Annotated in this window: 26 protein-coding genes; 20 read left to right on the top strand and 6 right to left on the bottom strand. The window is 40.5% G+C overall.

The window, feature by feature from the left end; translation table 11 throughout:
- Positions 1-55: 55 nt before the first annotated feature.
- Positions 56-736, top strand: coding sequence for a DUF4767 domain-containing protein (locus FFM67_RS05890; protein WP_137613653.1), 681 nt, complete (start codon positions 56-58; stop codon positions 734-736).
- Positions 737-1,090: 354 nt separating this feature from the next.
- Positions 1,091-1,522, top strand: coding sequence for a GFA family protein (locus FFM67_RS05885; RefSeq protein WP_137613652.1), 432 nt, complete (start codon positions 1,091-1,093; stop codon positions 1,520-1,522).
- A 586-nt stretch (positions 1,523-2,108) separates the two neighbouring features.
- Here FFM67_RS05885 and proC read toward each other — a convergent pair.
- From proC to FFM67_RS05870, 3 genes are all read right to left on the bottom strand, one after another.
- On the bottom strand, positions 2,109-2,888 hold the full coding sequence (proC, locus tag FFM67_RS05880; RefSeq protein ID WP_137613651.1) for a pyrroline-5-carboxylate reductase: 780 nt from the start codon (positions 2,886-2,888) through the stop codon (positions 2,109-2,111).
- Between the two features lie 361 nt (positions 2,889-3,249).
- Positions 3,250-4,125, bottom strand: coding sequence for a thymidylate synthase (gene thyA / locus FFM67_RS05875; protein WP_137613650.1), 876 nt, complete (start codon positions 4,123-4,125; stop codon positions 3,250-3,252).
- 498 nt (positions 4,126-4,623) lie between these two features.
- Positions 4,624-7,077: an FAD-dependent oxidoreductase gene (locus tag FFM67_RS05870; protein ID WP_137613649.1), complete on the bottom strand. Its 2,454-nt coding sequence runs from the start codon at positions 7,075-7,077 to the stop codon at positions 4,624-4,626.
- Positions 7,078-7,316: 239 nt separating this feature from the next.
- Here FFM67_RS05870 and FFM67_RS05865 point away from each other — a divergent pair, with 239 nt between their 5' ends.
- The 6 genes from FFM67_RS05865 to FFM67_RS05840 all read left to right on the top strand — a co-directional run bounded on the left by FFM67_RS05865 (position 7,317) and on the right by FFM67_RS05840 (position 10,929).
- A complete protein-coding gene (locus tag FFM67_RS05865; RefSeq protein ID WP_137613648.1) occupies positions 7,317-7,631 on the top strand; it encodes a rhodanese-like domain-containing protein in 315 nt (104 codons plus the stop codon).
- A 2-nt stretch (positions 7,632-7,633) separates the two neighbouring features.
- Positions 7,634-9,289: an FAD-dependent oxidoreductase gene (locus FFM67_RS05860; protein ID WP_137613647.1), complete on the top strand. Its 1,656-nt coding sequence runs from the start codon at positions 7,634-7,636 to the stop codon at positions 9,287-9,289.
- Positions 9,282-9,578 carry a rhodanese-like domain-containing protein gene (locus FFM67_RS05855; protein ID WP_137613646.1) on the top strand — a complete coding sequence of 99 codons (297 nt, stop codon included), beginning with the start codon at positions 9,282-9,284 and terminating at the stop codon, positions 9,576-9,578. Before FFM67_RS05860 ends, FFM67_RS05855 begins: the two co-directional genes overlap by 8 nt.
- Positions 9,579-9,582: 4 nt before the next feature.
- On the top strand, positions 9,583-9,843 hold the full coding sequence (locus tag FFM67_RS05850) for a metal-sensitive transcriptional regulator (protein ID WP_137613645.1): 261 nt from the start codon (positions 9,583-9,585) through the stop codon (positions 9,841-9,843).
- A gap of 13 nt (positions 9,844-9,856) precedes the next feature.
- A complete protein-coding gene (trxA, locus tag FFM67_RS05845) occupies positions 9,857-10,177 on the top strand; it encodes a thioredoxin (RefSeq protein WP_137613644.1) in 321 nt (106 codons plus the stop codon).
- 122 nt (positions 10,178-10,299) lie between these two features.
- On the top strand, positions 10,300-10,929 hold the full coding sequence (locus tag FFM67_RS05840) for a hypothetical protein (RefSeq protein ID WP_170177994.1): 630 nt from the start codon (positions 10,300-10,302) through the stop codon (positions 10,927-10,929).
- Between the two features lie 58 nt (positions 10,930-10,987).
- Here FFM67_RS05840 and FFM67_RS05835 read toward each other — a convergent pair whose 3' ends face one another.
- Together FFM67_RS05835 and FFM67_RS05830 are read right to left on the bottom strand one after the other, a co-directional pair.
- Complete coding sequence (locus FFM67_RS05835; protein WP_137613642.1) at positions 10,988-11,821, bottom strand: Cof-type HAD-IIB family hydrolase; 834 nt, start codon at positions 11,819-11,821, stop codon at positions 10,988-10,990.
- A 120-nt stretch (positions 11,822-11,941) separates the two neighbouring features.
- A complete protein-coding gene (locus tag FFM67_RS05830) occupies positions 11,942-12,361 on the bottom strand; it encodes a GNAT family N-acetyltransferase (protein WP_137613641.1) in 420 nt (139 codons plus the stop codon).
- 256 nt (positions 12,362-12,617) lie between these two features.
- Between FFM67_RS05830 and liaX the strand changes: the two genes are divergently transcribed.
- The 10 genes from liaX (at position 12,618) to FFM67_RS05780 (ending at position 21,756) form a co-directional block, all read left to right on the top strand.
- On the top strand, positions 12,618-14,282 hold the full coding sequence (liaX, locus tag FFM67_RS05825; protein ID WP_137613640.1) for a daptomycin-sensing surface protein LiaX: 1,665 nt from the start codon (positions 12,618-12,620) through the stop codon (positions 14,280-14,282).
- Positions 14,283-14,295: 13 nt separating this feature from the next.
- Positions 14,296-14,574 carry a PspC domain-containing protein gene (locus tag FFM67_RS05820; protein WP_137613639.1) on the top strand — a complete coding sequence of 93 codons (279 nt, stop codon included), beginning with the start codon at positions 14,296-14,298 and terminating at the stop codon, positions 14,572-14,574.
- Between the two features lie 146 nt (positions 14,575-14,720).
- Complete coding sequence (locus tag FFM67_RS05815; protein ID WP_137613638.1) at positions 14,721-15,494, top strand: HAD hydrolase family protein; 774 nt, start codon at positions 14,721-14,723, stop codon at positions 15,492-15,494.
- 130 nt (positions 15,495-15,624) lie between these two features.
- Positions 15,625-15,990 carry a potassium channel family protein gene (locus FFM67_RS05810; protein WP_137613637.1) on the top strand — a complete coding sequence of 122 codons (366 nt, stop codon included), beginning with the start codon at positions 15,625-15,627 and terminating at the stop codon, positions 15,988-15,990.
- A 257-nt stretch (positions 15,991-16,247) separates the two neighbouring features.
- The gene (locus FFM67_RS05805; protein ID WP_137613636.1) at positions 16,248-17,930 is read left to right on the top strand and encodes a metallophosphoesterase; all 1,683 of its coding nucleotides are present in this window, start codon (positions 16,248-16,250) and stop codon (positions 17,928-17,930) included.
- Positions 17,931-18,042: 112 nt separating this feature from the next.
- Complete coding sequence (locus FFM67_RS05800; RefSeq protein WP_137613635.1) at positions 18,043-18,498, top strand: MarR family winged helix-turn-helix transcriptional regulator; 456 nt, start codon at positions 18,043-18,045, stop codon at positions 18,496-18,498.
- 53 nt (positions 18,499-18,551) lie between these two features.
- On the top strand, positions 18,552-19,925 hold the full coding sequence (locus FFM67_RS05795; protein ID WP_137613634.1) for an MATE family efflux transporter: 1,374 nt from the start codon (positions 18,552-18,554) through the stop codon (positions 19,923-19,925).
- A 566-nt stretch (positions 19,926-20,491) separates the two neighbouring features.
- Complete coding sequence (locus tag FFM67_RS05790) at positions 20,492-21,016, top strand: MarR family winged helix-turn-helix transcriptional regulator (RefSeq protein WP_137613633.1); 525 nt, start codon at positions 20,492-20,494, stop codon at positions 21,014-21,016.
- 5 nt (positions 21,017-21,021) lie between these two features.
- Positions 21,022-21,384, top strand: a complete 363-nt coding sequence (locus tag FFM67_RS05785; RefSeq protein ID WP_137613632.1) for a rhodanese-like domain-containing protein — start codon at positions 21,022-21,024, stop codon at positions 21,382-21,384.
- Positions 21,385-21,525: 141 nt separating this feature from the next.
- Positions 21,526-21,756, top strand: coding sequence for a PfkB family carbohydrate kinase (locus FFM67_RS05780; RefSeq protein WP_246042943.1), 231 nt, complete (start codon positions 21,526-21,528; stop codon positions 21,754-21,756).
- A gap of 58 nt (positions 21,757-21,814) precedes the next feature.
- On the opposite strand, the gene FFM67_RS05775 is transcribed toward FFM67_RS05780, so the two are convergent.
- Complete coding sequence (locus FFM67_RS05775) at positions 21,815-22,591, bottom strand: glycyl-radical enzyme activating protein (RefSeq protein WP_137613631.1); 777 nt, start codon at positions 22,589-22,591, stop codon at positions 21,815-21,817.
- 156 nt (positions 22,592-22,747) lie between these two features.
- Here FFM67_RS05775 and FFM67_RS05770 point away from each other — a divergent pair, with 156 nt between their 5' ends.
- Both FFM67_RS05770 and FFM67_RS05765 read left to right on the top strand, forming a co-directional pair.
- Positions 22,748-23,491 (top strand): DeoR/GlpR family DNA-binding transcription regulator, encoded by a 744-nt coding sequence (locus tag FFM67_RS05770; protein ID WP_137613630.1) that lies wholly within the window; start codon positions 22,748-22,750, stop codon positions 23,489-23,491.
- Between the two features lie 235 nt (positions 23,492-23,726).
- Positions 23,727-26,156, top strand: a complete 2,430-nt coding sequence (locus FFM67_RS05765) for a glycyl radical protein (protein WP_137613629.1) — start codon at positions 23,727-23,729, stop codon at positions 26,154-26,156.
- Positions 26,157-26,208 lie beyond the last annotated feature (52 nt).

Below are 26,208 nucleotides of genomic sequence, written 5' to 3'. Positions count from 1 at the left end.
TTTAAAATATCACATTTGCTATACTTTCATTTAGCTAAATGGAAGGAGTGATCCCATGAAGAAAGCATTATTTGGGATGGTATTATTATTTTCAATAACAGCATTTACTGGATGTAAAAGCAATGAGTCAAAAGCGGCACATTCATCCACAGAAGCTACGAGCCAAGTTGCACAGGTTCGTTCTACAAAAGAAAGCAGTTCAAACAGCACCTCAACACACTCTACAAGTAGTTCAACGAGTCAGACGACTAGCAGCACTTCTCCAATCAGTCAAACCGAAGAATCGGCGGCAGCGTCAGAAGTTAGCACTGCTGGAACGTGGAATACGACTAAGTCAGGTGAATTACAAGGATTCATTAGCTCTTGGGAACAAGCGATGGGTCAATCCTATAAGGAATATACGCCAGGAAATAATGTGAATTTCTATGGGTTGCAATTACCAGATGGTGTAATCGGTGGATCAGAAATGCCATTATCGGTGAACAACCAACCTGTGACAGCAGCGTGGTCAGTAGATGGCACCTCATCAGCGGAATATTCTGTTATAGCGGTCTATTCTGATGCGGAAAATCGCGGACGGATGGACAATCATGTCTACTTTTTTGCTTTCCATAATCAACAACCGGTCGTTTTAGTTTCTATGCAAAATCAAGGGATGAACGACCATGCTTTTCATTTGCAGGAAACCGGAAACCAAGAGCTGAAAAACGGCTATGCCGCAATCGTCAATGAATAAAATGAAAACAGCACTCGTATATATTGCGAGTGCTGTTTTTTTTGTAGAAAAGTTTTAGGTAATTATTATCCTACCAATTAGCCAGGTTCTGTATCCGTCGGTTCATTTCTGCCCGTACATAAGGCGGCGCAAACGTTCACATGTATCCCAAAACGGAAAAGAATAAAATGCTGGTTACCGTGACCGAGACAGCTTACCGAGCGGTTGAATATTTTTCAAGCAAACACTTTAGAAACTTGGTATGATTATTTTAATACCGATGAGTCAAATTATTTTTAAGCGTTGCTGGATTCGTTACCAGATAATAATGTTGAACATGAAGAAAAAAAATTTTACAAATTAGGAGGAGATCTAATGACAACAGCGAAATGTTTGTGTGGAAAAGTGTCAATCGAAGTAGAGGCGTTTCATTCTGAGGTCGGCGCTTGCCATTGTTCAATGTGCCGACGCTGGGGATCAGGGCCACTGTTAACGGTAGCTGCAGGTTCAGGAGAGAATGTCACGATTAATGGCGAAGATTTTGTTTCTAGATACCGTTCTTCTGAGTGGGCAGAAAGAGGCTTTTGTTCAAGTTGCGGCTCGAATCTTTTTTATCATCTAATCGCCAATGACTCTTATAATATCCCGATTGATTTGTTTGAGGACCAAGGGGAGGCAACATTAGAAGTCGAGGTGTATTATGACCAAAAACCCGCCTACTATGAATTTGCCAACGAGACTAAGAAGTTAACGGAAGCGGACATTATGAAGATGGTTCAACAGCAGTTTTTGGATGAGTCGAAATAAGTTTTGGAGAAAGATTTTTGGAATTGGATCGAGACTATTCAACGAATAAGAGACTAGAGTTAAATAAACATCTATGCTATAAATGAAAATGACTTGCGACACAAAAGCCCTACTCGGCTAGGAGTAGGGCTTTTGTGTTCTCAGTTAAGGGTCCTTCGCCAATTTTTTAAACGACTAGAAAGATAGCCAGTGAGTGTGCATAAAAAGAGGACCAGTAGGAAGCCGATAATCAAGATCGCAGCCATACATAAGAAAAAACCCAGCTTATTATCAACATTAGTGTAATTATCGATCATTGCTGCTCTCCCTTTTTGTTGAATGGCCATCTTAATAAAGATCAAGCTTGGGTAGATTTTCACTAGTTTTTTTAAGTAGTAGAAAAAATGCTCTTTTAGCGTTATTCTGTTATTCATTGTGTGATCAACCGTCCGGAAAGTTATTTGTTTCAATCATACTTCGAGAATAAAATATAATCCATATGAAACGAATGTTGTTTAAAGGTTTATTTAGATATGTTTTAGGATTAGAAACCGAAAAACCCCTTTCGATTTTTTATAATCGAAAGGGGTTTGTTGGTTAAATAAAATTAACTCATCGTCTGTTTGACGGCTTCGATTACCGCATGACGAAAACCATTTGCTTCCAAAGCAGCGATGCCCTTGATCGTTGTACCACCGGGAGAGGTGACGCCGTCTTTAAGCTCGGCTGGGTGCTTTCCGGTTTCTAACGCTAGTTCGGCGGAGCCTTTGATCATTTGCTCCACGATTTGATAAGAGGATTTTCGATCGATGCCGTAAAGGACGGCTGCATCAGAGAGTGCCTCAATAAAAACATCCACAAACGCGGGTGCGCTGCCACCGACAGAGCCGATCACGCCTAAAGTCTCTTCCTGTGTTTCAAATAATTTTCCCAATGGTGTAAGTAGCTCTGAAATGGTCTTTTTAGCGTCCGCTGATAGTCCTTCAGCGTACGCGATGCCTAAGACGCCTTGATTTACCTCAACTGCAGTGTTGGGAATACTGTGAGCGAGCGGGTAGTCGGCACCTAAGACAGCGCCCATTTCATCAAGTGACACACCGCCAGCGACAGACACGATCGGGATACGTTTAGCTGTCACTTCTTCTGGTAAAGAGTCTAAAACAGCTAAGACACTGGCTGGGTTGGTGGCAATCAAAATCAATGATGTTTCAGCTAGTTCTGTTAAATTGTTGATTAAGGTCAATCCTAATGAATCTGAGACCTTTTTGGCAGTCTGACTACGGCCACCTTTTACTAACACATTTTCAGGACTGAGCGTATTTGCCCGCAGATAGCCGCGAATCATTGCGCTGCCCATTTGTCCAAGACCAAAAATACCGATTTTCATCTAAACCCCTCCTAATAGTTACTTCTTATTTATTATAAGGATGATTGGAAAATAAAGACATTTAAACAACTTGAAAATACAAAGGAAGCTCTTCTTGTTAACAAGCAACTCCCTATGCTATACATTCCCGAATGCGGGAAATGACGACAGTTGACAATCAGATCTAATGTTTTTGGATTTTTTACCCCCTATAACTTATCTTTATCAAGTAAGATAGCAGCGCCAATTGGTAAATGGATTTCCGTCAAGTAATCTTTTGAGGCAGAGGGGACATGGGACGACCGAATTTCTTCGTCTATACAAACGAATTAAAAAACCAGCGAACCTTCCCCAAAATAGAGGGGTGATTCACTGGTTTATTTTATTCGGCGATTTCGTATTTAAACACACCGTTATTCTCGTAGTTCTCCAATTTTACATCGGACAAACGACGCTCAAAGAAGGAGCGCGTGTTGCCATGTTCATCTATTTTTGCAGGCAAGATTAAGGTTGGTTCGCTCGCTGGCACGCCTTGTGACAATTGGTCTTTTAAAACATCAATGTGGCGATCGTAGACATGCGCGTCATCGATACACCAGTGCATCGTACCTAGTTCAAAGTCTAGCTGGTCGGCAATCAATCGATGTAAGACGGCGTACTGATAGACGTTGAAAGGATTTCCTAAAGCCATATCAGCTGAGCGCTGTTTAACATGCAGGTCAAGGACGCCATTATTGACTTTCCAGTTGGTCGCCCAAACACACGGTTCTAAAGTCATTTCATCCAGATCATCGACATCCCAAAGGCTGGTCATGATGCGGCGTGAGCCGGGATTATTTTCTAATTGATGTAAAACATATTCGACTTGGTTTAATTTTTCATCATGAGTAGGAAGCTTGCGGCATTTCTTGGCTAATTGGTAGCCATAGGCTTTGCCGATAGTGTTATTTTCATCGACCCATTCGTTCCAGACCTTACATTTATGGTCTTGCAGCCAAGTCACATCGTTGGATAATTCTTGCCAAATCCATTCTAATTCGACTAACGGCGTTTTTTGGAACACGCGTTTTGATTTTAAGATCGGAATACCGTCAGCCGGGGTGATTTTAAAATTGACTCCTTGGATAAAGCGTGTCGGAGCGGGCGTGCCGTCTGCGTATTTCGCACGAACTAAAGCCGGGTCTTGGTCGGTGCCCTTCTCAATGATTTCCATCACAATATCGCGATAAATTTTGTCGAAGCCAGTATATTCAGTCACAGGAATTCTCCTCTTTTTTGTGTTTGTCTGAGTGTAACACATTTACGGGAATTCGTGGATTAAATTTTCTTGAGAAGCTGTCCATTTGTATTGTTTGCCATGTTCATTTTATTTCAACGAGAATCGGATTTGAAACCCGACGTCTTTAGACTAACAATCCCGAACAATCAGCGTGTCTTTGTACTAGACGATAGCTAGATCGGTCATTTTTGGATTTAACTGGTGATTTTCTTTAAATAGAAAGCCATAATTCCAAGCCAATGGCTAAGTAGTCGCTTGCGGCGGACGCTACATCGACAGGAAGAGTAGGAGGTCGCTATTCTCCAATGTTCGGTGTATTTGAAACAATTAAGTGGTACAACAAGCTAAATTTTTATGACTCGATATGAAGAAGCTTTTAAACAAAAAATTATTGAATTCAATCAAACTGAACAGTACAACGGTATACTCAAGTGGATTGAAAAAGTAGTGGCTGAACCAATATTCAGCCGCTACTGTTTAAATAAACAAATTCAAGTTCGCACGCTCACTATCACCAAGATACGTTGCGACACCACCATACTCCACAAAATCGAATAATTCGGAACGATCAATACCCATGATGTCCATACTCATTGTACAAGCAATAAATTTGATGCCTAGGTTATTTGCTTTTTCAATCATTACTTCGAGGGAATCAACATTTTTTTGTTTCATTACATTTTGCATCATTTTAGAGCCCATACCCATCATATTCATTTTTGAAATAGATAGACTTTTAGCACTATTTGGGAGCATAAGATCAAACATTTTTGCCATCCCACGTTTCTTTATTTTTTGTTTTTTCAAAATACTTAGACCCCAGAATGTGAAGAAAATAGTGACTTCTTTACCCATAGCTGCCGCACCAGTAGCAATAATCATTGAAGCAAGGGCCTTATCTAAGTCGCCACTAAAAACAACCATCGTCGCACCATTTTTTGTTTCATGAAGCACTCCTTCAGGGGGAAGTGAATGAGGTTCTACTTCGTTTACGGTTGCTATTCCTTTGGTAATTTTAGCAACTACTTTAGAACCAATCAATTGATTGTCAACCAGGGTGTTACCAGTGTTTTTACACCAAGCTTCAATATCTGTGATGAATCCAAAATCACTAGCTTGGATTTCTAGTGTCTCTCCGTTACTCATTGTATCGATCGTTTCTTTTACTTTTAAAATAGGCCCTGGACATTGTAGGCCACAAGCATCAATAGAGAGAGGTTTACTTGATTCAACTGAAACTAAATCATTTTTTTTGCTGCTTACGATGGTAGTCTTTGGTGTGCTTAGGCGATAAGTTGCTTGTTTGTATGTTTTAAAACCGCCATCTAGATTTTTAACAGAGTAACCATGTTGCATTAAAATCCGTGCGGCATTATATCCTCGTTGGCCGACCTGACAATAAACGTAGATTGTTTGATCTTTAGGAACCTCATTGATCCTAGAACGAAGTTTCGCTAAAGGAATGACATGGCTAGTAGGTAGCTCACCCGTTGCCAATTCAAATTCTTCTCGTACATCTAGTAGATAGGCATTTTTTTCAAGAAGATTAGGAATCTCTTGCCAGTCAAATGTTTCTACCTTTTGATTCAATAGATTATCCGCAGTATAACCTAGCATATTCACTGGATCTTTCGCACTAGAATAGGGCGGAGCGTAAGCTAATTCAATAGAAGCCAATTGATCCGCTTTTGCACCAAACTTCATTGCCGTTGAAATAACATCAATTCGTTTCTCCACGCCGTCTGTTCCAACTGCTTGAGATCCTAATATTTTTCCGTCTGGAGAAAACAATAGCTTTAGAGCGATTGGGCTAGCATCTGGATAGTAACTGGCATGTGAATTTGGGTGAATATGAATGCTTTTGTAATCAATGCCTAATCGTTTCAGAGTATTCTCAGAATTTCCAGTAGAAGCAGCTGTTAGCTCGAATACTTTGGCGACAGAAGTCCCTTGAGTTCCAGGATATGCGACATCAAGCCCGTTAATAATGTCTGCTACAAGTCTTCCTTGTCGATTTGCTGGCCAAGCTAAAGGGATTATTGTCTGTTGTTGATTAACAAAATCAGTTACTTCAATCACATCTCCTATTGCATATATATCTGGATAGTTCGTTTCTAATTTCTTATTTACTTTGATGGCACCACGAAGTCCGATAGCGATGCCTGATTCTTTTGCTAAAGAGCTTTCAGGGACCACCCCTATAGAAAGAAGGGTTAAATCAGATTTTACGGTTCTCCCACTCGTTAGGATAAGTTCATTTCCTTGCTTTGAGAAAACCTTTAAACCATCATTTAGGATCAAATTGACGCCGTGCAGGTTTATTTGGGCATGAAGAATTTGAGCTAACTCAAAATCAATGTTTGGCATAACTTGAGAAGACATTTCTACAAGATTCACATGAATTCCTAAATCAATCAGGTTTTCCATCATTTCTAATCCAATGAAACCTCCGCCGACAATCGTTGCTTCCTTCACTTTTTCTTTTTCAATGTAGTTTTTGATTCGATCCATGTCAGGAATATTTCGTAAACTAAAAACATTTTTTGCTTGTTCGAACCCTTCAATTGGAGGAATAATTGCTTTTGCTCCTGTTGAAATAATTAATTTGTCAAACGTCTCTACATAGGTTTCTTTTGTTTGATGATTTAAAACAGAAACGGTTTTTTTCTGAGGATCAATCGCTGTAATTTCGGAAAAATTACGAATATCTAAATTGTATTGTTCGCTCATTCCCTCTACGGTTTGTAATAAAAGATCTTCACGATTTTGAATCGTGCCTCCTACGTGATAAGGCAGACCACAATTAGCAAATGAGATATATTCCCCTTTTTCAAAAAGAATAATTTCGTCCTTTTCATTTAATCTTCTGAGTCTAGTCGCAGCAGTTGCACCACCGGCAACACCACCAATAATGACAATTTTTTTAGACATATTTTTAGCTCCTATTCTGTAGTTAATTAATTCCAATCTTTGCTAAAGAGAATGTTGACAGGCATAGTTTATCTGTATATACAAAAGTGAATATACCCTTTGAGGGTATTTAAGTCAATCCTAATTTCGAAAATAATATATTTATTTATTCGGAAATAAAATCTGTTGACATTTTATTGAAACCATAGTTTAATATACCCAACAGGGTATGTAAAATGCTTTAATAAAGGAGAGATAGCATGTTTGGATTGTTTAATACAGTACCAAGTATTTCAGTAACTGAGTTGCAAGAAAGAGTAAAAAACACGATTCATTTACTTGATGTACGGACGCCGGGAGAATACCGGTCAGGGCATATATTGAAAGCTAAAAATGTTCCATTAAATAAGATAGATGACTATAAAGGGAGTTTGACTGAGGACGTTTATGTGATTTGTCAATCAGGGATGCGCAGTAAAAAAGCCGCAAAAATATTACAGAAAAAAGGGTATAACGTAGTAAATATTCGTGGTGGTATGAGCCAATGGACAGGTCAAATAAGAGGAGGAAAATAATTATGACAAAAATTATTATCGTAGGTGGAGTCGCTGGAGGAATGTCAGCTGCGACTAGATTACGTCGATTAATGGAAGATGCTGAAATTATTATTTTAGAAAAAGGGCCATTTGTTTCATTTGCCAATTGCGGCTTACCCTACTACGTATCAGGAGAAATTGAAGCTAGAGACAGTTTATTAGTACAAACGCCAGAGGCTTTACGTGCACGTTTTAATTTAGATGTGAGACCTTATCATGAAGTGACAGCAATCAATCCCGCGGATAAAACAGTCACAATTAAACACAACGATCAAATGATGACAGAATCTTATGACAAGTTGATTTTATCACCAGGAGCCAAACCATTTATTCCACCGATTATTGGATTAGCCGAAGCAACGAATGTTTATAGTTTAAGAAATGTACCTGATTTGGATAAAATAATGGCAAATATAGATCAGGAAGATCCTAAAAAAGCAATTGTGATCGGTGCTGGATTCATTGGGTTAGAAATGGCAGAAAACTTAAAAAAACGTGGCTTGGAAGTAGCTCTTATTGAAAAAGCTCCTCACGTTTTGCCTCCATTAGATGAAGAAATGGCTGCTTTTGTTAAAAATGAATTAGTTAGCAGAGGAGTAGAAGTGATTACTTCGCAATCGGCTACAGAATTTAAAAACCAAGGGAAATTGGTTGTTTTAGAGGATGGAACTGAATTGCAATCAGATTTAACCATTTTGTCAGTAGGGGTTCAACCTGAAACGACTCTAGCGAAAGACGCAGGAATCAAATTAGGATTACGTGGAGGCATTTTGGTTGATGATAAGTATCAAACGAATCTTTCAGATATTTATGCAGTAGGAGATGCGATTTTAGTCAAACAACAAATCACGGGTGAAGATGCCCTAATTTCTTTGGCGTCCCCAGCTAATCGACAAGGTAGACAAGTCGCGGATGTGATTGCCGGATTGAATCGCAAAAATAAAGGAAGTATTGGTACGGCAATTGTTCGTGTCTTTGGTTTGAGTGCTGCTTCAACAGGATTAAGTGAGCGTGTTGCTAGACTGGCTGGGCTTGATGTGGCAGTTGTTCATATCTCTGGAAAGGATCATGCAGGTTACTATCCTGGAGCGACAGAAGTAGTTTTAAAATTAGTATTTAATCCTAAAACGGGTGAAATTTATGGCGCCCAAGGAATTGGTGAAAAAGGGATTGATAAGCGGATCGATATTCTAGCTACAGCGATTAAAGGTGGGCTTACTGTTTTTGATTTACCTGAATTAGAATTTTCTTATGCGCCACCATTTGGTGCTGCAAAAGATCCAGTCAATATGATTGGATATGTCGCTCTGAACCAGATCGAAGGGTTAAGTAACACAATTCAATGGTACGAAGTGACAGAAGAACTCGCTAAAGGAAAGGTCTTATTGGATGTTCGAGAAAAAAGCGAATTAGCTAATGGGTATTTTAAAGAAGCGATTCATATCCCACTAAATGATTTACGCTGCCGAGTTTCTGAATTGGACCCAACAAAAGAATATATTATAAGTTGTCATAGCGGTTTGAGAAGCTATGTCGGCGAGAGAATTTTAAAACAAGCTGGATTTAAAGTAGAAAACTTAGATGGTGCATTTTCTTTATATAAAGCAGTGAGACCGGAGGATATAAAATATGTTTAGTTCAATTGGTGCAGATGAATTTTATCAAAAGTCTAAAGCAGACTCAGTGACAATTATTGATGTTAGAGAAGCAGATGAGTTTGAAAGAGGTCATATTCCATCCGCTAAGACACTTCCTTTAAGCGGATTACAGCAACACATTGATTTGTTAAGTAAAAATGAAAAATACTATATTATATGTCAATCTGGCGGACGTTCAGCAATGGCCTGTGATTTTTTAAGTAGTGAAGGCTATGAAGTGGTCAATGTGATGGGTGGTATGTCCGCATGGAAAGGAGAATTAGCCTAAGCCTATGGGGACTTGTGATAAAAATGTTCTGAATCGTTTAAAGCGCGCAGAAGGTCAGCTACGTGGGATTCAGAAAATGATTGAGGAAGAAAAAGAATGTATTGATGTTATAACCCAATTAAGTGCTGTTAGATCGAGTGTTGACCGGATTATGGGAATGATTGTCGCTGAAAATTTGAAGTCGTGTTTAGACCATCCGGAATTAGATTTAGATAAACAATCGCAGAAAGTGGAACAAGCAATTAACATGATTATCAAAAAATAAGGATGGAAAAAATATGAAAGAATTAACAGAAAAAACCTACGATCTTACAATCAAAAAAGGCTTGCATTTAGTTGATTTTTGGGCTCCTTGGTGTGGGCCGTGTAGAATGCAAACCCCAATTTTGGAAGAATTGGAGAAAGAATATACGGCAGCAGAATTACAAATGAGTAAAGTGAATATAGACGAGTATCCAGAAATTGCTAAACGATATGGCATTCAAAGTATTCCTACGATGCTTATTTTGAAAGACGGACAGTTTGTAAAGCAAATCGTTGGCGTTCATATGCAACCCCAATTAAAAAAAGAATTGAGTATGTACATGACCACTTTCTAAATGAATTTAAATCAAATTTTGGATGTATTATCAAGAAGTCGTACAGATAAATAGTTACACTTATACTAAGAACCAATGACGACCATCCACGTTACCGACAGTTGTTTGAGGTACATTTAAACTTGTTGGATCGCTTCATCCAATTGTTAGGCAAATCGGTAGATGAAGCGTGCCATAGGGAATTGACGACAGTTTTAGTGAACGATGTTTATCATTATGACGAAAATCGAGATTTTTTGACGATTCTGCGAAAAAATCGGGCGGTCTTTTTGCGGATGGTCAGAATTATGCATAAGTATACGGTGGATAAGGTGACTGAGACGGTCACAGAACTTATTCAAACGCATCAATTTTATAAAACAGAGGACTTTATTACAAATTATGTCTATCTTTTATTGACTGAGGAAGTCGATAGTTTAGAAGAGATGACTAACCAAGAGGAAACGGTCCATTTGTTGCTTGTTTCTGATCTCTCGCCAACGGAAGAAAAATTTATTATGAAAATTATCAGCCAGATTATTTATGGTAATTTTGAAACCCATCATTATGAAGGGTCACTAGAGGATAATGGTGCTCTATTCCAAAAAATCTTGACTTACGATGGCTTGATTACTACAGGAACAAGAGAAGGCGTGCCGGAAGTCTTTCCACTAGTCTCAATGGACCCTTATGTGATGCCACAATCAATTGTCGACAGCCAAAATTTAGTCAATGAGCTGTCCGAAGCTAAAAGTAAAAGTGCTAAGAAATGAAAAAAGTTCCTCACATTTGAGATTGAATGTGGGGAACTTTTTGTTGACTTGGACCGGATTATAAATAGTTTGCCAAACCGGCCGCAATCCCATCTTCATCACAGGAAAGGGTCACGTCATCAGCCACCGCTTTTAGTTCCTCAACAGCATTGCCCATTGCGACACCGATACCGGCGTATTCGATAATAGTACGATCATTTTGACCATCGCCAAAAGCAATCATATTGTAAGAATGAATTCCCAAAGCAGGAAAAACGGTGTTTAAAGCCTTCGCTTTATCAATCCCTTTATCCGTAAATTCAAAATAGAAAGGGGCCGAAAAAGCGGCAGTCACAACTTCATCAAAAGGTGCGTGAATCGCTTCAACATTTTCCTGCAAGTATTCTGATTGGGCCGCGATCAAAATTTTATTGATTGGAAAAGTGGCGAAGGCCGCGAGATCATCAATTTCGCATAGCTTGAAATTGCCGCCGCGGGATTCATATCGAATGATATTGAAATCGCCCTCCGGCAACTCCAAGTTATTGTTGTAAACGTCATTTACATACATATAGTCTTCTTTGTCAATCATCGGCATCACATCGAATTTTTTTAAGTGTTCCAAGATCGCTTGTCCGGTTTCAACACTCATGGCTTGATTGAACAAGACTTTCTTGGTCTTGCAATCAGTCACGCGAGAACCGTTATAGGAAACGAGATAACCTTCATATTTCGCCATTTCTAGTTGCTCAGCCAGTTCAAACATTCCTGTCGTAGGGCGACCGGAAGCTAAGATCACTTTGATCCCTTTTTCTTGGGCATCGAGCAAGGCCTGCTTCGTTTTTGGAGAGATCCTTTTTTTTGAAGTTAATAATGTACCGTCGATGTCCAGTACGATCGCTTTGATATCCATGTCATCACGTCCTAATTCGAGTATAAATTAAGTCTACTATTGGCTAGAAGTGATGTAAACGGTTTCGTTTGTAAATCCCGTTGGAAAATCAAAGGATTCTTAATAAGAAAAGCCAGCTTTTTAGTCTTGAAAAATCATTTCCCAATAAGGATCGTGAAGCTTCACTTCATGGACTTTTTGCCAGCCTTCTTTTTCATAAAAGGCGAGTGCCCCAAGGTTGCGAGACAAACATTTTAACCGAATCGGTCGCTGGGTAACTTTTTTGGCTTGCTGCATCAGCAAATGCCCGATGCCCAGACCTTGAAACTCGTGCTGAATGAACAAGCAATGGATAAAGTTTTCTGGTAGATAAATAGAAATAAAGCCCACGATCTGCTGTTGTTCGATCGCCACGAAAATCTGCTCATCTTGCGTATCCCGGTCGAAATCTTCTTCGTGCATCAGTAGCGGATCATTCCAGTAAAACGTCTGGCGGCGGCTCTCTAAATAAAGTTCCCGCAGACGTTTTCTATCTTGAGGAATCATTTCACGAATTTGCATATAGACAGTCCTTCTTTCAAAAAATAACGTAAATAGGGTATCGGGGTTTGCTAGACGATTGTAGTGTCCCTTTTCAGTTCGCGGGTCATGGATCAACGGTATGTATGAGTTTAGTCTCTTGCTGCTGGACTGTCAATTATTCTAGCCATCAGAAAGGCAGTCTTTTTAAGGAAAAAATAGTCCTTTCGACCCATGACGAAGGGCTAAAGTTCTTGCATAATAGGTTTATAGCAAAAAGCGACAAGGAGAGAGCCATATGAATGAACGGGAACAAATCTTGGCAGCAATTAAAAAAGGAATCTTGTCATCTGAAGAAGGGTTAGATTTATTAGAACATCTTGAAAAAAAGCCCGCTGCAGTGGATCAATCAGCAGAAGCAGTGATAGCAGATATGCCGTTGCCAGCTGAATTGGGGACTGAAAAACCAGAGGAAAGTAAACCAACTATGGAAGCAGAACCAGAATTCCCTCAAGAGAAAACCGAAACCGTAGTTATCGAAGCCGGATCTAAGTCAGACTCGTCAACGGTTAGTGCGTCAAAAGTAGCTGAAAAAGCCGAACTGGAAATCAAACCTGCGTCGCAACCTACCGATAGCGTAACTAGCTTACTCAATGAATGGGAACATATGGACACAACTGAATCCACTAACCAACAGGACTCAGTAACGGAAAAAATTGCTGAGCTCGATCAAACGTTGCAAATAAAAAGCAAGCAGCTGCGAGACAATCAGGAAGAATACCGTGAACTGAATCTGGAAGCAGAGTTAGGCATCATTTCAGTAGAAAATCAGTCACGCTATCAGCAATTAAAAGAAGAAATAGAACAGCTAGAGTCAGAGATTCAACAACTAAAGCAAGCACGTGAAACCCCAGAGACGGAGTATTATACAGCCTCAGAAGAAACACCAAACTTTTTCGGAATCCCCGATGATTTTGACCAGCAGCATTATCCACCACTGAATCGATCAACGGAAGAGCCGCAAAATTTTGTGGGACGATTAGAACGATTAATGAGTAAAACTGTTCAGACAGTTTCTGAAACAGTTAGTGGGAGTGGGGCTTTCAAGGACATAGACAAGCAGATGCCGCAGCGTAGAAATGTACATTTTAGCCATCAATTCTTATTTGAGTCGATCGATGCAACCTTACTGGATATCAAGCTTGCCAAGGGCAAAGTTATTCTCAAGGCGTGGACCGATGAAACGGTTAATGACGTGAAAGTCGATGCTGAAGTCACGTTATTCGCTGCCATTGAGGACGCGGACCCGTTGGAGGCTTTCTTGGAACGCAGCCAGATCGAGATTGACGATGATCAGATTCTGTTTCATGTACCGAATAAACGAGTGGAAGCGACCGTGACCTTCTACTTGCCAAGGCGCCACTATCAACAGGCAAAGTTGCAGCTCTTGACTAGTGATCTGCGGGTTGAAGAATTGGCAGCTAAAGAAGTATTGATTAAGTCCACTGCAGGTATTATTAGGATTGACGATATCGACGCGACGAGCTTAGAGATCCAAGGGACTAATAATCAGATCGAACTGCGAGCTGGCGATGTTTTCGAGTCAACGATTGAGACGGTCAATGGCACGATTATTTCCAAAGCGGCGATCATTAGTGGTGACTATGCTACGATCAATGGCGACATCAAGATTACTGCTGGAAATGAAACCTTGAAAAAAATCAAAGCTAGTGCTGTCGACGGGGATGTGAAAGTCGCGTTACCTAGAGGGCTAGGCTTAAAAGGAACGGGGAAAACGGATCAAGGAACGATCAATTACCGCTTCGCGAATTGCGAGACGATTCAAGAAAGAAACGAAGGAAATCAAAAAACGCTGCATTTTCAACGATTCGCGACTGAAACTGCGAAAATCACCGTTTCTTCCAAGACTGGAAATATTTTTTTAAAGGATTCTAATAGTTAAAGGAGCATCAGTGATGAGTAAAAAAATGACTAAATCACAAAATAATAAAATGTTGACCGGTACATTAGCCGGTGTTGCCGAATATTTTGGCATCGATCCAACGATTGTTCGGGTAATCTTTGTTTTTGCAACGATCGTGCTTAATGGCGGACCGATCTTGTTATATATCTTATTTATGTTGTTGATGCCAAAAGAAGCTGGACAACAACGTGATAGACAACGGGAGCAACGCCCTAAACGAGCAACAAAAGCGCAACGCAAACGCGCCGAAGACGATTGGAATGACTTCTAAGAGCTTCAAAACAATTGAATCGATTAAAAAAGTGAATAGCCAAATTGGCTGTTCACTTTTTTAGGCTTTTACCTGGTGGCGCTGTGATACAATGAGAAAGCATTAAAGACAGGGCGTAGCAAGAAAAAAATGAAAGTGGGGAGAGTATGGAAAAGAAGGTGTTTTTCTTTGATATTGATGGAACCTTGACGGATCGGAAGACCGGAACAGTCGTTCCAAGTGCGAAACGGGCGCTGGAGTTGCTAGAAAAAAACGGTCATTTCGTTTCTATCGCGACAGGCCGGGCTCACTATAAATGCCGCGGATTATTGGAGTCGCTTGGTTTAGAAAATATGGTTTGCTCCGGTGGGATGGGGTTAGTTCTCCATAATCAGTTGGTGAAAAATACGCCGTTAGATCGGGCGGAAGCGTTAGCCGTGATCCATCAGGCCGAGCGGCTAGGGATTGGCGTGCTGATTGTTTTAGATGATTCGGAAAAAGTCTATGCTGCCAATGATCTATTTCGCGAGCAAGTTGGCCCACGACAAGAACCGACAAACTATGTGATTGATCCAAACTTCAAGGTAGATGAAGCCCCAGAAATTTTTAAATTTTATTTAGCGTTGTCAAAAGAACAAGATCCGTTGATCCCAGAGCCGGAAAAATTTACCAAACTGCGTTTCGTGCCAGAATATATCATGTGTCAGCACGATAATAAAAAACAAGGGATTCTCGATGTGCTGGATTATTTAACCTTACCGCAAAAAGAGGTAGTTGTTTTTGGCGACGATTTGAATGACTTGGTCATGTTCGATCCTAGTTGGACGAGTATTGCGATGGGGAATGGAGCCGAGAAGCTGAAAGCGCGGGCGGATTATGTAACGGATCGCAATGTTGAGGACGGTATTTATAATGCTTGTGTGAAATTTGGCTGGATTTAAGCTCGTTTATACTGGTAGAAGCGACTTGAATGAGGAAATACGTCAAATTTTTTGTAATCAAACCTAGAATAATTTTGTGATTCTAGCAAGTAATGCTACGATAGAGGTAACAAATTAAAGGAGACCGTCGATGATCTCATTTATTTTATTATTCAGAAGCCTCTGGCGTATTCTAAAAATTTTATTTAAACAAGAGGAACAAAAGGCCGTTATACTAGCGGTAGTATTTATTCTAGTGATTGGGACCGTTTTTTATCATAATATTGAGGGCATGGCCTATCTTGATGCGCTGTATTTTGCGGTGATGACTCTTGCGACGGTGGGGTATGGCGATTTTATTCCCCACACAGCGCTGGGGAAAGTATTTACCATCGTCTATGTGCTGATTGGTGTAGGAATTCTTACCGCCTTGATTGCAAATTTCAATCGAGCATTGATAGAGTACCATAAAGAAAAACGTGGAACTGCCAATACGAAGGTAGAGACCGAAAAATAAGATTGAAGAAACGGCCCCAAGAACCTAATCGAAGTTCTTTGGGCTGTTTCTTGTTTTTAGGGGATCATTGACTCAAGCATTTGCTAGATTTGTTTGATTCGGTCTTTTGTTCCTGCCTTACTCAGCCATAAGTGCAGTCTACAAGGCAAAGCTTAGAGAAAGCTTAACGCACAAAATTTTTTATCAGAAATGTCTCGCTGATCAATTTTTGCGGTATAATTTTCGCAAATAGAACCTGTGAAGAAGGAGGTGCTTGAATGGCTGACGATGAAAATAAACTCAGTAGACGAAAAGGCTTTTTACCTCAGACCGATAAAATCCACTTGCCATTGGCTTTAGCCTCGCGCATCGAGTTGTTTCCGGAAAATAAGCGCCGCCCCGTCAATAAGACGGTCTTTAAAAATGAGTATTTTCAATTGACGTATAATACGCGAGATCACTCCCTAAGTATCTCAACAAAGGGGGATTTGGTTTATTCGGCGATCCCTTATGATACCGCGCGGAACTATATCCAACGAGCGGGAATCCAATACTTGATTCGGCCAGAAGGAGTTCGACAATATATCGAATTGCACCAATCAACGATTGAAAACTATTTAGTCAAAAGTATTTTTCAAGTCTCAGGCCAAAAGGTAAGCGAAAATTCTTTTGACGTGAAGCAGGCTTACAACGCGATTCTGCAAAATCCGTTACTAGAGATCCAAGTAACCGGGCGTCTGATGCAGCACGACGAGACGGGTCCACTGTCAGCCAATTTAGCCGGAAAGTTTTTATTTAGTGAGAATCTTAAAACCGGTATCTCCGGTTATCTTTCGGAATATTTGAATTTTGTTATACAGGCGACCAATGCACTGCCTTTGATGATCGACGGAGGAAATGTGCGGCTGTTGGATTCGACTGAACCAGATCCTCTATTATTAGAAAATAATTTGTCGATTCATTCGAATATCGAAACTGCCTTGGCTTTATTGCCACAGGAAGTCAAACAGGGTATCGAAAATGCGTTGCAGCTAACAAACCAGCCGCTGATCAATACTCAGCCATTATTGCGCTCAGAATATGGCAAAGAGCTCACTCATTTACGTGAGAATTATATTGCCCATAGCGTTCATCCAGATGAATTAGCCCAATCCTTTGAAAATGTCCATTCCGCCGAAAACCGGAACTTGATCAATGTACTTTCAGATATTCATGCGACTGAGGGGCAGTTGCCTTTCGTCAATCGAAACTTTAATATCTTGGCTGGAGATGTTTCAGATTCTAAGGTAGAGAATCAGGAGATTGCTGGAATCTATGTTATAGGAATGCACGAATTACTAGATGTGCTGCCAGAAAGTGCGGATACCACGACGAATGATTGGAAAAAATGGCAATCATTTTTCCACTATGAATGGTTCAAAGCTCTAACAACTGATCCAGAGGAAGCTTCATATTTGTTACCAATCGGCGATGCCCCTTTTTATGAAGTAGTGAAAGGTGAGTTGACGCAACGTTTTGCGAAAATGCACGTATTGAACAATGAAGGTTTAATCCATGAAGGTGTTCGGTATATTGGATTAACGATCCCCGTGGCGTTAGTTCAAAGAAAGGCAGCCGTTCAACGATTTCTTTTGAAAATATTGAAAGAGTTGCTGGGAGAGGATCGAGAAATACCAACGGTGATCGTCTCTCATGCCCCATTGTTTAATGAGCTGAGCCTACTGTCACCAACGAGCGAAGCGTATAATAAGGAAAATGTTTGCCAAGAACCGGGAATCGAAGAACTTTTTGCGGAATATAATATTCTCGGTGTGATTCATGGACACCATCATATCCCAGCTTCTTCCCGCCGCTTCGCAAAAGTTGTCTTTGGCGGAAAAACTCTTTTTGTGGTTTGCTCAATCTATTCAAAGGTCAATACCGGGTTTGAGTTGATGAACCTTTTAAACAGCGAGAAGTAACGGGATCTAACGAATTCGTTGGATCCTTTTTTCTTGCAAAATAATAGTTGACTTATCAACGAGCTGTACTTAAAATAATAGTTGACAAGTCAATTACTAGTGGGAGGTAGCTATGGATAAAGTTCCAGGAAGATTGATCTCGATTTTGTATCGTAAGAATCAGATCTATTTAAATACCGCGTTGAAACCCTATCACGTCACATCAGCGGAGCAGCCGGTCTTGATGTTCCTCTATGAACATCCGGGAGTGACTCAAGAAGAGATCGCTCATTATTTGCAAGTGGACAAGGCCTTAATGACTCGAACAATCCAAGCTTTGGTGCAAAAAGGGTTTGTAAGAAAAGAAAAAGATCAAGTAGACAAACGCTGTAACCGCGTCTTTTTGACAGATAAGGGAGTAACCATCAGAGAAGGCATCAAAAACAGTTTGATGGAATGGAATAAGATTTTGTTAGGGGACTTTGATGAAGAAAAACAACAAGCTATCTTTTCCATCTTAGAAGAGTTGGTAGATAAAGTGGATGCGTTTGAAAAAAATAGGGAAACCTCCGCAACGATGGATCGGTAAAAGGTTTAGCTAGGCAGTGAATAAGAAGTATGAACACAAGTGAGGAGAATAAGATGGAAGAAACAAATCCTTTAGGAACTGAGAAGGTTTCAAATTTATTAATCAAGTTTTCGATTCCAGCAATTATCGGCATGATGGTCAATGCCTTGTACAATGTGGTGGACCGCATTTATATCGGCAATGCACCTGATTTAGGCGCGAATGGACTAGCAGGCATCACCATAGGGTTTCCTATTATGATCATTCTGCTTTCCATCGGATTATTATTTGGTGTCGGAGGTGCGACACTTTTTTCCATGAAGCTTGGAGAGAAGAAGCCGCAAGAGGCAGAACTAGCTCTAGGAAATGCCTTTTCCTTGCTGCTTTTCAGTGGAGTGCTGTTTATGATTTTAGGGCAGCTTTTTTTGGGACCGGTTTTACAGTTGTTTGGTGCCAGTGAAACAGTGTTGCCTTTTGCGACAGAATATATGCGTATCATTTTCTTTGGTGCGGTTTTTCAAATCGTTAGTTTAGGTTTGAATAATTTTTTACGGGCAGACGGTCAACCAAAATTGGCGATGATCACGATGTTTATGGGTGCCGGTGTCAATATTATTCTCGATCCGATCTTTATTTATGTTTTAAAAATGGGTATGTCAGGGGCGGCGGCTGCGACGATTTTGTCTCAATTTATTTCAATGGTGTGGATTCTGGCGTATTTCTTTAGTCGGCGTAGCCACCATCAGATTCAGCTGAAAAATATGCGAATTCGCCTCCACACGGCGACGCGGATTACGGCGCTAGGGTTACCTAATTTCTTATTGCAGCTAGGAAATAGTCTGCTGAATGTGGTACTGAACATGAATTTATTAGTCTATGGCGGAGATATCGCTGTCTCTGGAATGGGGATCGTCAATAGTGTGCAAACAATACTCTTGATGCCCATTACTGGATTGGTTCAAGGGGCGCAGCCAATCGTTAGTTTCAACTTTGGGGCTAAAAAATATCAGCGGGTCAAAGAAGCACAGAAGTTAGCGATCTTAACCGCTACGACGATTGTCGTCGTTGGTTGGATCCTCACCAGAGTGGCGCCAGAGCTGTTAGTCAGTCTGTTCAACCGTGAACCAGAGTTGGTTGCTTTTGGCAGCAAAGCTTTACGGTCTTGGTTTTTATTTTTACCAGTGATTGGCTTTCAAATCGTCGCGTCAAACTTTTTCCAAGCCACTGGACGGACTCGTTCTGCGATCTTCTTGACCTTGACGCGGCAAATCATTTTATTGATCCCAGCTATTTTGATTTTCTCGCGACAATGGGGAATGGACGGTTTACTACATGCGGCACCATTTGCTGATGGAGTTTCGGCAGTATTGACGGGCATTTGGTATTACATGGGGATCAAACAGTTGACGAAAGAAGAGACACTAGCGACAGTTGATTATGAAGGGTAATTTAATTCATAGAAATAGGTAGCGAATCAAGCGAAATTGCTTGATTTGCTTTTTTCATAAAATAGAAAAAATGTATCTAATCATCCTGAACGCACAAACGGTCGGGAAAACAGGAGTAATCCTTGCTTTCAAAAGGTATGATTTGAAGAAATAAAACCGTCTAGGAAGACGCGTCACTCCACAAGTATTTGATTTTATGGGTGAAAGTTCGAATCGAGTAGTTATTGAGGATCAGGTCCTGCTTTTTACTGTGTCCTCAAGGGCTAGAACAGAAATGATTGTCTGATCAAAATGTCCATCCTAACACCTGTAAAGTGCCAAAGCGATCAAAGTGGGTTATTATCCAACGCCTCAGCAACGGAATTTACTTGTGAAGGGAAATCGAAAATTTCAGTTGGATTATTATTTATTAGAAAAATAATAAAGTGAAGGCTCTTGACGTGCGTATGGATGGGAGCCTTCACCTTTTTTGACTGAAAAGATCTGAGCCGCACAAGTTGACTTTTATCAAAATAGGTTTATACTGAATTTAGTTAGCCGGCTAATCAAATTCGAAGGAGAGACTCATGGAAAGATTTACGTTCAAAGATCGCCCCAACAATCAACGGATGAAGTTGACTATTGATCAATATGCGAAATCTTCAAATTCAGAACGGTCACTATTGTTTTTAGAACTGCAGTGGACCTATCGTGAGATGCAGAAGGCTTACGATCAGGTCTTAGCGCAGTATGGTTTGTCTGAATCAAAGTTTATTATTTTGATGTTTCTGAATTCAGCGAAAGAAAACAGGCTGCTACCATCTGAATTGGCAGAAAAACTCGGGGCTTCACGAGCTACCATTACCAAGCTGTTAAACAGTATGGAAAAAGAACAGCGAATCAAAAAGATCCCGTCGCTAATAGATAAACGGGCGGTTCAGATTCAAATGACTGATGAAGGGAAAAAAGCTCTGGAGGCTTTTTTGCCGGATAATTTTGAATTTGTTAATACGCTGATGGAGGAATTGTCTGAAAAAGAGATCGACCAGTTTTTCTACCTATTAAATAAAATTAAACAAGGCACCACCAAATTAACGAAAGAAATGGAGTAATAAAAATGAACGAAAAGAAAATTGAGCTATTAAAAACCTACTTGAGCCTATACATCAACCACTTTGTTGTTTTAGAAAATATGGATAAGGAAGATTCTCCTTATGTCGTTTTAGATGTCCGTAACGCGCCAGCACAAGTAAAAAAAGATCAAATCAAAGGGGCAATTGCGATGCCTGCTAAAGATTTAGCAGACCATTTGGCAGAATTGGATAAAACTAAGACCTATATTGTCTACGACTGGACTGGCGGGACAACGTTAGGAAAAGAAGCTCTGTTGATTCTATTATCAGCTGGTTTTGAAGCCTATGAATTGGCCGGTGCGATGGAAGGATGGAAAGGCATGAACTTGCCGATTGAAGAATTATAAAAAACGAGTAGTTAACGAAGAACGGATCGTTAACTACTTTTTTTTCAGGTAACCCTATTTCATAACCGACAGCGATAGAATGAAACCCATGAAAAGAATCAAAAACAACTGCAAGGCTTTCTTTATAATCGTAGGGAACAGGTGGTCAGTCAGAGACATGAACTAACTATCTTAGATCGGATTGGCGCTGGCGATGCGTATGCTGCGGGTATTTTAGCTGGCTATGCAGAAGGTTGGTCATTAGTCGAGACGGTCGAGTTTGCAACAATGAATGCCGTTTTAGCTCACACGATTCACGGCGATGTTCCTTTGACGACCAAAGAACAGGTTCTCACGGTATTAAAAAATCCCGGTATTGACTTGCTTCGCTAATTAGAAGAAATATGAGGATAAAAAGCTGAACCCATTCACGAATGGGTTCAGCTTTTTATTATTGAATAAGACACTGAATCTGATGGGCTTCTAATATCTCCTTAAAATAATCTAGCTCTTCAGAATGGAGCTGCGGGACATCGTGCAAGGGATAGTCACGTTCTAGCAAGGTATACTTTTTTTCACCAAACTGATGAAAAGGCAGGAGTTCGACGGCTGTGATGTTCATTTGGTTGAATAAGTTCACAAAAGCAGTGGCATTCTCTGGCCCATCATTGAAGTTAGGGATTACTGGAATCCGGACGATTAACTGCTGCTGTTTCTCAAGGGCTAAGGCAAGATTTTTCAGGATCGGCTGTAGTGAGACACCGGTTCCAACTTTGTGCTGCTCTTCATCGTGATGTTTCACATCAAAATAAAGGAGATCCACTTGCTCGAGATAGTTTTTGAACACTTCTGCTTTAGCAAAGCCGGTGGTTTCACTGGCAGTATGAATACCTTTTGCTTTTAATTGCCGCAGCAATTCGGTGGCGAATGCCGCTTGATATAAGACTTCACCTCCGGAAAGAGTGACGCCACCTCCAGATTCTTCGTAAAAGACGTCATCTTTCATGACTTCTTCGATGATCTCGTCGATTGTTTTGTACTCACCCACCATCGTCGGCGCCTTCTTTTGAGCGTCCCACATTTTTTCTGGCTTTCCGGCTTGGGACTCGGGATTGGAACACCAGTAGCAACGTAAAGGGCAGCCCTTGAAAAAGACTACGGTCCGAATACCAGGTCCGTCGTGAATACTAAATTTTTGGATATTGAAAATACATGCCTGATCAATCATAAGAAGCCCTCCTTTTGTCAAGTTGAGTGTATCACAAATAATTATTAACGTAAATATTATATATTACGTTCGAAATACAAAACGTACGTAAAGTTGTTAGAAAGAGAAAATTGTGATAGGCTAAAGCCAATGATAGAAGTGAATGGAGAAGTACGTATGTCAAGAGAAGAAGAGATTTTGGCGATCGTCAGTCAAAAAAAGAAAATCGAAGTAAACGAGCTTTCGGAATTATTGAATGTTTCGAAAGTAACGATCCGTAAAGACTTAGACAAATTAGAAGCTCGGGGACTTTTACATCGCCAGCATGGCTACGCATTGTTAAACAATATGGACGACATCAATTACCGCTTGGCACAAAACTATGATTTAAAACACAAAATCGCGTTGGAAGCTAGTAAAATCGTCAATGATGGTGAGGTGATCATGATCGAGTCTGGCTCGACTTGCGCACTTTTAGCAGAACAATTAGCCTTTAATCGTAACGACATCACCATCATTACGAATTCCTGCTTTATCGCGTCTTATATTCGAAAGGCCGAATCCGTCAAAGTGATTTTGATCGGTGGGGAATATCAAAAAGAATCGCAAGTCAACGTGGGACCATTAGTCAAGCAAGTGATCAGTGAATTTTATGTCGATAAATTATTTGTCGGGATTGACGGATTTGACCAACGCCGCGGGTTTACCGGTAGTGACATTACACGTTGCGATACCACTCGCACGTTAGCGACGGCTGCCAATCAAACGATTGTTTTGACCGATTCTAGCAAATTTTCTCAAAAGGGTGTCGTTTCTGAGTTTGCTTTCAGTGAGATCAGTAAGGTGTTCACTGATCAGCAAATGGATCAAGAAGCATTGAGATTTTTGAAAAAGCAGGGGATTGAGGTATTTACAGTATAAAATCGAGAACAGACTTCTGTACTAATAAATGTTCGATTACCTACTCGTATTGCTTGTTAGAAAACGTAATATGTACCTGATTGTTGTCAGCCTTTTTAAGATATTGCACATTTGTGCAATATCTTTTTTCATTTTGGAACCGTTTTAAATCCGCTTGACTGTATTTCTATTCACATGCTACTATATTTACGAAAGAAGATATAATAAGTTACGAATGAAAAACGGAGGGCTAATCATGAGTATCCAAACAAAAGAACTGAAGGCACCGTATTTTGGGCAATTATCGGATCGAATGAATCGTTTTCGTGAGTCTGTTTTGACGAAAAAACCGTATATTGATGCAGAACGGGCGTTGCTTGCGACGGAGGCCTATCAACAGCATCAAAATCAACCGAGTACAGTGAAACGGGCGCTGATGCTGCAGAATATTTTAGAAAAGATGACGATTTTTATTGAAGAAGAGACGCTGATCGTAGGCAATCAAGCTTCTTCTAATCGAGATGCACCAATTTTTCCGGAATACACGATGGAATTTGTTCTGAATGAATTGGATTTGTTTGAAAAACGTGATGGGGATGTGTTCTATATCACGGATAAAACCAAAGAAGAGCTACGCTCCATCGCACCATTTTGGGAAAATAATAATTTACGGGCCAAAGGCTGGGCACTATTGCCAGATGAAGTCAGTGTTTTTATGGAGACCGGTTTTTTCGGAATGGAAGGCAAGCTGAATTCTGGCGACGCTCATTTGGCGGTAGATTATGGACAAATGCTGCGAGTGGGGTTGAAGGGGTATGAAGAACGAACGAAAAAGGAAAAAGCCGCACTAGATTTGACGATTCCAGAAAGCTTGGATAAGTATCAGTTTTACAAAGCAGTCTTAATTATGATTGACGCGGTAAAGACTTTTGCGGAACGCTTCTCAGCGCTGGCTAAAGAAAAAGCGGAAACAGCGAATCCTAAACGGCGGGAGGAATTATTAGAAATTAGCCGGATCTGTGGAAAGGTTCCTTATGAACCAGCTGAAACGTTTCAAGAAGCGGTTCAAGCGACATGGTTCATTCAATTACTTTTACAAATTGAATCAAATGGTCATTCCTTGTCTTATGGACGTTTTGACCAATACATTTATCCTTATTTAAAAACGGATTTGGACAAAGGGACGATTACGGAAGATCAAGCGGTGGAACTTTTGACGAATCTTTGGATCAAAACCTTAACAGTCAATAAGGTCCGTAGCCAAGCCCATACGTTCAGTAGTGCAGGTAGCCCGCTTTATCAAAATGTCACGATCGGCGGACAAACCCGCGATAAAAAAGATGCAGTTAATCAGTTATCGTACTTAGTTTTACGTAGTGTTGCCCAAACCAAATTGCCGCAACCGAATTTGACAGTACGTTATCATGCGGGGTTAGACAATCGTTTCATGAGTGAGTGTATCGAAGTGATGAAACTAGGTTTTGGCATGCCGGCGTTCAACAATGATGAGATCATTATTCCCTCCTTCATGAAGGTAGGAGTGACGGAAGAGGATGCCTATGATTATAGTGCGATCGGTTGTGTGGAAACGGCGGTTCCGGGAAAATGGGGTTATCGCTGTACCGGTATGAGCTATATGAATTTCCCGAAAATTTTGATGATTGCTATGAATGATGGGATTGACCCTGTTTCAGGAAAACGCTTTGTTCAAGGCTATGGACATTTCAAAGAGATGCATTCCTATGAGGAGCTTCAAATGGCTTGGGACAAAACGGTGCGTGAGCTGACCCGCATGAGTGTGATTGTAGAAAATGCGATTGATTTAGGATTAGAACGGGATGTGCCTGATATTTTATGCTCAGCATTAACTGAAGATTGTATCGGCCGCGGCAAGACCTTAAAAGAAGGCGGTGCGGTCTATGATTTTATTTCTGGATTGCAAGTCGGGATCGCTAATATGGCGGATTCATTAGCAGCCATCAAGCAGCTGGTTTTTGATGAAGAAAAGGTCACACCCAAAGAGTTGTGGGAAGCTTTGATGACGGATTATGCAAGTGAACGTAGCCAAGAAATCCAGCAAATGATCTTAAATGATGTACCAAAATACGGAAACGATGACGATCGTGTCGATCAATTAATTACAGCAGCCTATGACAGCTACATCGATGAAATTGCCAAATACCCCAATATGCGCTATGGAAGAGGACCAATCGGCGGAATCCGCTATTCAGGAACGTCATCGATCTCAGCGAATGTGGGCCAAGGAAAAGCAACCATGGCGACACCGGACGGCCGAAATGCGTGGGTACCGCTGGCAGAAGGCTGCTCCCCTTCTCATAACATGGATAAAAACGGACCGACAGCTGTATTGAAATCTGTGTCGAAGTTGCGGACCGAAGCTATTCTTGGTGGTGTTTTACTGAATCAAAAGGTCAATCCTCAAACACTTGCCAAAGAAGAAGATAAACAAAAATTGATCATGTTGCTGCGGGCTTTCTTCAATAAGCTGCATGGGTATCATATCCAATACAATGTGGTCTCAAGAGAAACCTTGATTGATGCGCAAGAACACCCAGAAAAGCATCGTGATTTAATTGTTCGTGTGGCTGGTTATTCGGCGTTCTTCAATGTCTTATCGAAGGCGACACAAGATGATATTATTGAGCGGACGGAGCATAGGTTGTAAATGCATCAAAAGACAAATAATTAAAAGACTAGGCAGATTCTAAGACTCAAGA

It is taken from the genome of Enterococcus viikkiensis, assembly GCF_005405345.1.
Taxonomy (GTDB): Bacteria; Bacillota; Bacilli; order Lactobacillales; family Enterococcaceae; genus Enterococcus_A; species Enterococcus_A viikkiensis.
The sequence above is the reverse complement of the archived record's forward strand: the minus strand, read 5'-3'. Positions and strand labels throughout refer to the sequence as shown.

Bases quoted from the DNA above. Each gene is read 5' to 3' on its own strand.
- FFM67_RS05775 (WP_137613631.1), bottom strand. From the start codon at position 22,591: ATGATTGATCAGGCATGTATTTTCAATATCCAAAAATTTAGTATTCAC.
- FFM67_RS05770 (WP_137613630.1), top strand. From the start codon at position 22,748: ATGTCAAGAGAAGAAGAGATTTTGGCGATCGTCAGTCAAAAAAAGAAA.
- FFM67_RS05790 (WP_137613633.1), top strand. From the start codon at position 20,492: ATGGAAAGATTTACGTTCAAAGATCGCCCCAACAATCAACGGATGAAG.
- FFM67_RS05800 (WP_137613635.1), top strand. From the start codon at position 18,043: ATGGATAAAGTTCCAGGAAGATTGATCTCGATTTTGTATCGTAAGAAT.
- FFM67_RS05865 (WP_137613648.1), top strand. From the start codon at position 7,317: ATGTTTGGATTGTTTAATACAGTACCAAGTATTTCAGTAACTGAGTTG.
- FFM67_RS05830 (WP_137613641.1), bottom strand. From the start codon at position 12,361: ATGCAAATTCGTGAAATGATTCCTCAAGATAGAAAACGTCTGCGGGAA.
- FFM67_RS05810 (WP_137613637.1), top strand. From the start codon at position 15,625: ATGATCTCATTTATTTTATTATTCAGAAGCCTCTGGCGTATTCTAAAA.
- FFM67_RS05785 (WP_137613632.1), top strand. From the start codon at position 21,022: ATGAACGAAAAGAAAATTGAGCTATTAAAAACCTACTTGAGCCTATAC.
- FFM67_RS05835 (WP_137613642.1), bottom strand. From the start codon at position 11,821: ATGGATATCAAAGCGATCGTACTGGACATCGACGGTACATTATTAACT.
- FFM67_RS05765 (WP_137613629.1), top strand. From the start codon at position 23,727: ATGAGTATCCAAACAAAAGAACTGAAGGCACCGTATTTTGGGCAATTA.
- FFM67_RS05855 (WP_137613646.1), top strand. From the start codon at position 9,282: ATGTTTAGTTCAATTGGTGCAGATGAATTTTATCAAAAGTCTAAAGCA.
- FFM67_RS05820 (WP_137613639.1), top strand. From the start codon at position 14,296: ATGAGTAAAAAAATGACTAAATCACAAAATAATAAAATGTTGACCGGT.
- FFM67_RS05885 (WP_137613652.1), top strand. From the start codon at position 1,091: ATGACAACAGCGAAATGTTTGTGTGGAAAAGTGTCAATCGAAGTAGAG.
- FFM67_RS05890 (WP_137613653.1), top strand. From the start codon at position 56: ATGAAGAAAGCATTATTTGGGATGGTATTATTATTTTCAATAACAGCA.
- FFM67_RS05870 (WP_137613649.1), bottom strand. From the start codon at position 7,077: ATGTCTAAAAAAATTGTCATTATTGGTGGTGTTGCCGGTGGTGCAACT.
- liaX (WP_137613640.1), top strand. From the start codon at position 12,618: ATGAATGAACGGGAACAAATCTTGGCAGCAATTAAAAAAGGAATCTTG.
- FFM67_RS05850 (WP_137613645.1), top strand. From the start codon at position 9,583: ATGGGGACTTGTGATAAAAATGTTCTGAATCGTTTAAAGCGCGCAGAA.
- FFM67_RS05805 (WP_137613636.1), top strand. From the start codon at position 16,248: ATGGCTGACGATGAAAATAAACTCAGTAGACGAAAAGGCTTTTTACCT.
- FFM67_RS05860 (WP_137613647.1), top strand. From the start codon at position 7,634: ATGACAAAAATTATTATCGTAGGTGGAGTCGCTGGAGGAATGTCAGCT.
- trxA (WP_137613644.1), top strand. From the start codon at position 9,857: ATGAAAGAATTAACAGAAAAAACCTACGATCTTACAATCAAAAAAGGC.
- FFM67_RS05815 (WP_137613638.1), top strand. From the start codon at position 14,721: ATGGAAAAGAAGGTGTTTTTCTTTGATATTGATGGAACCTTGACGGAT.
- FFM67_RS05795 (WP_137613634.1), top strand. From the start codon at position 18,552: ATGGAAGAAACAAATCCTTTAGGAACTGAGAAGGTTTCAAATTTATTA.
- proC (WP_137613651.1), bottom strand. From the start codon at position 2,888: ATGAAAATCGGTATTTTTGGTCTTGGACAAATGGGCAGCGCAATGATT.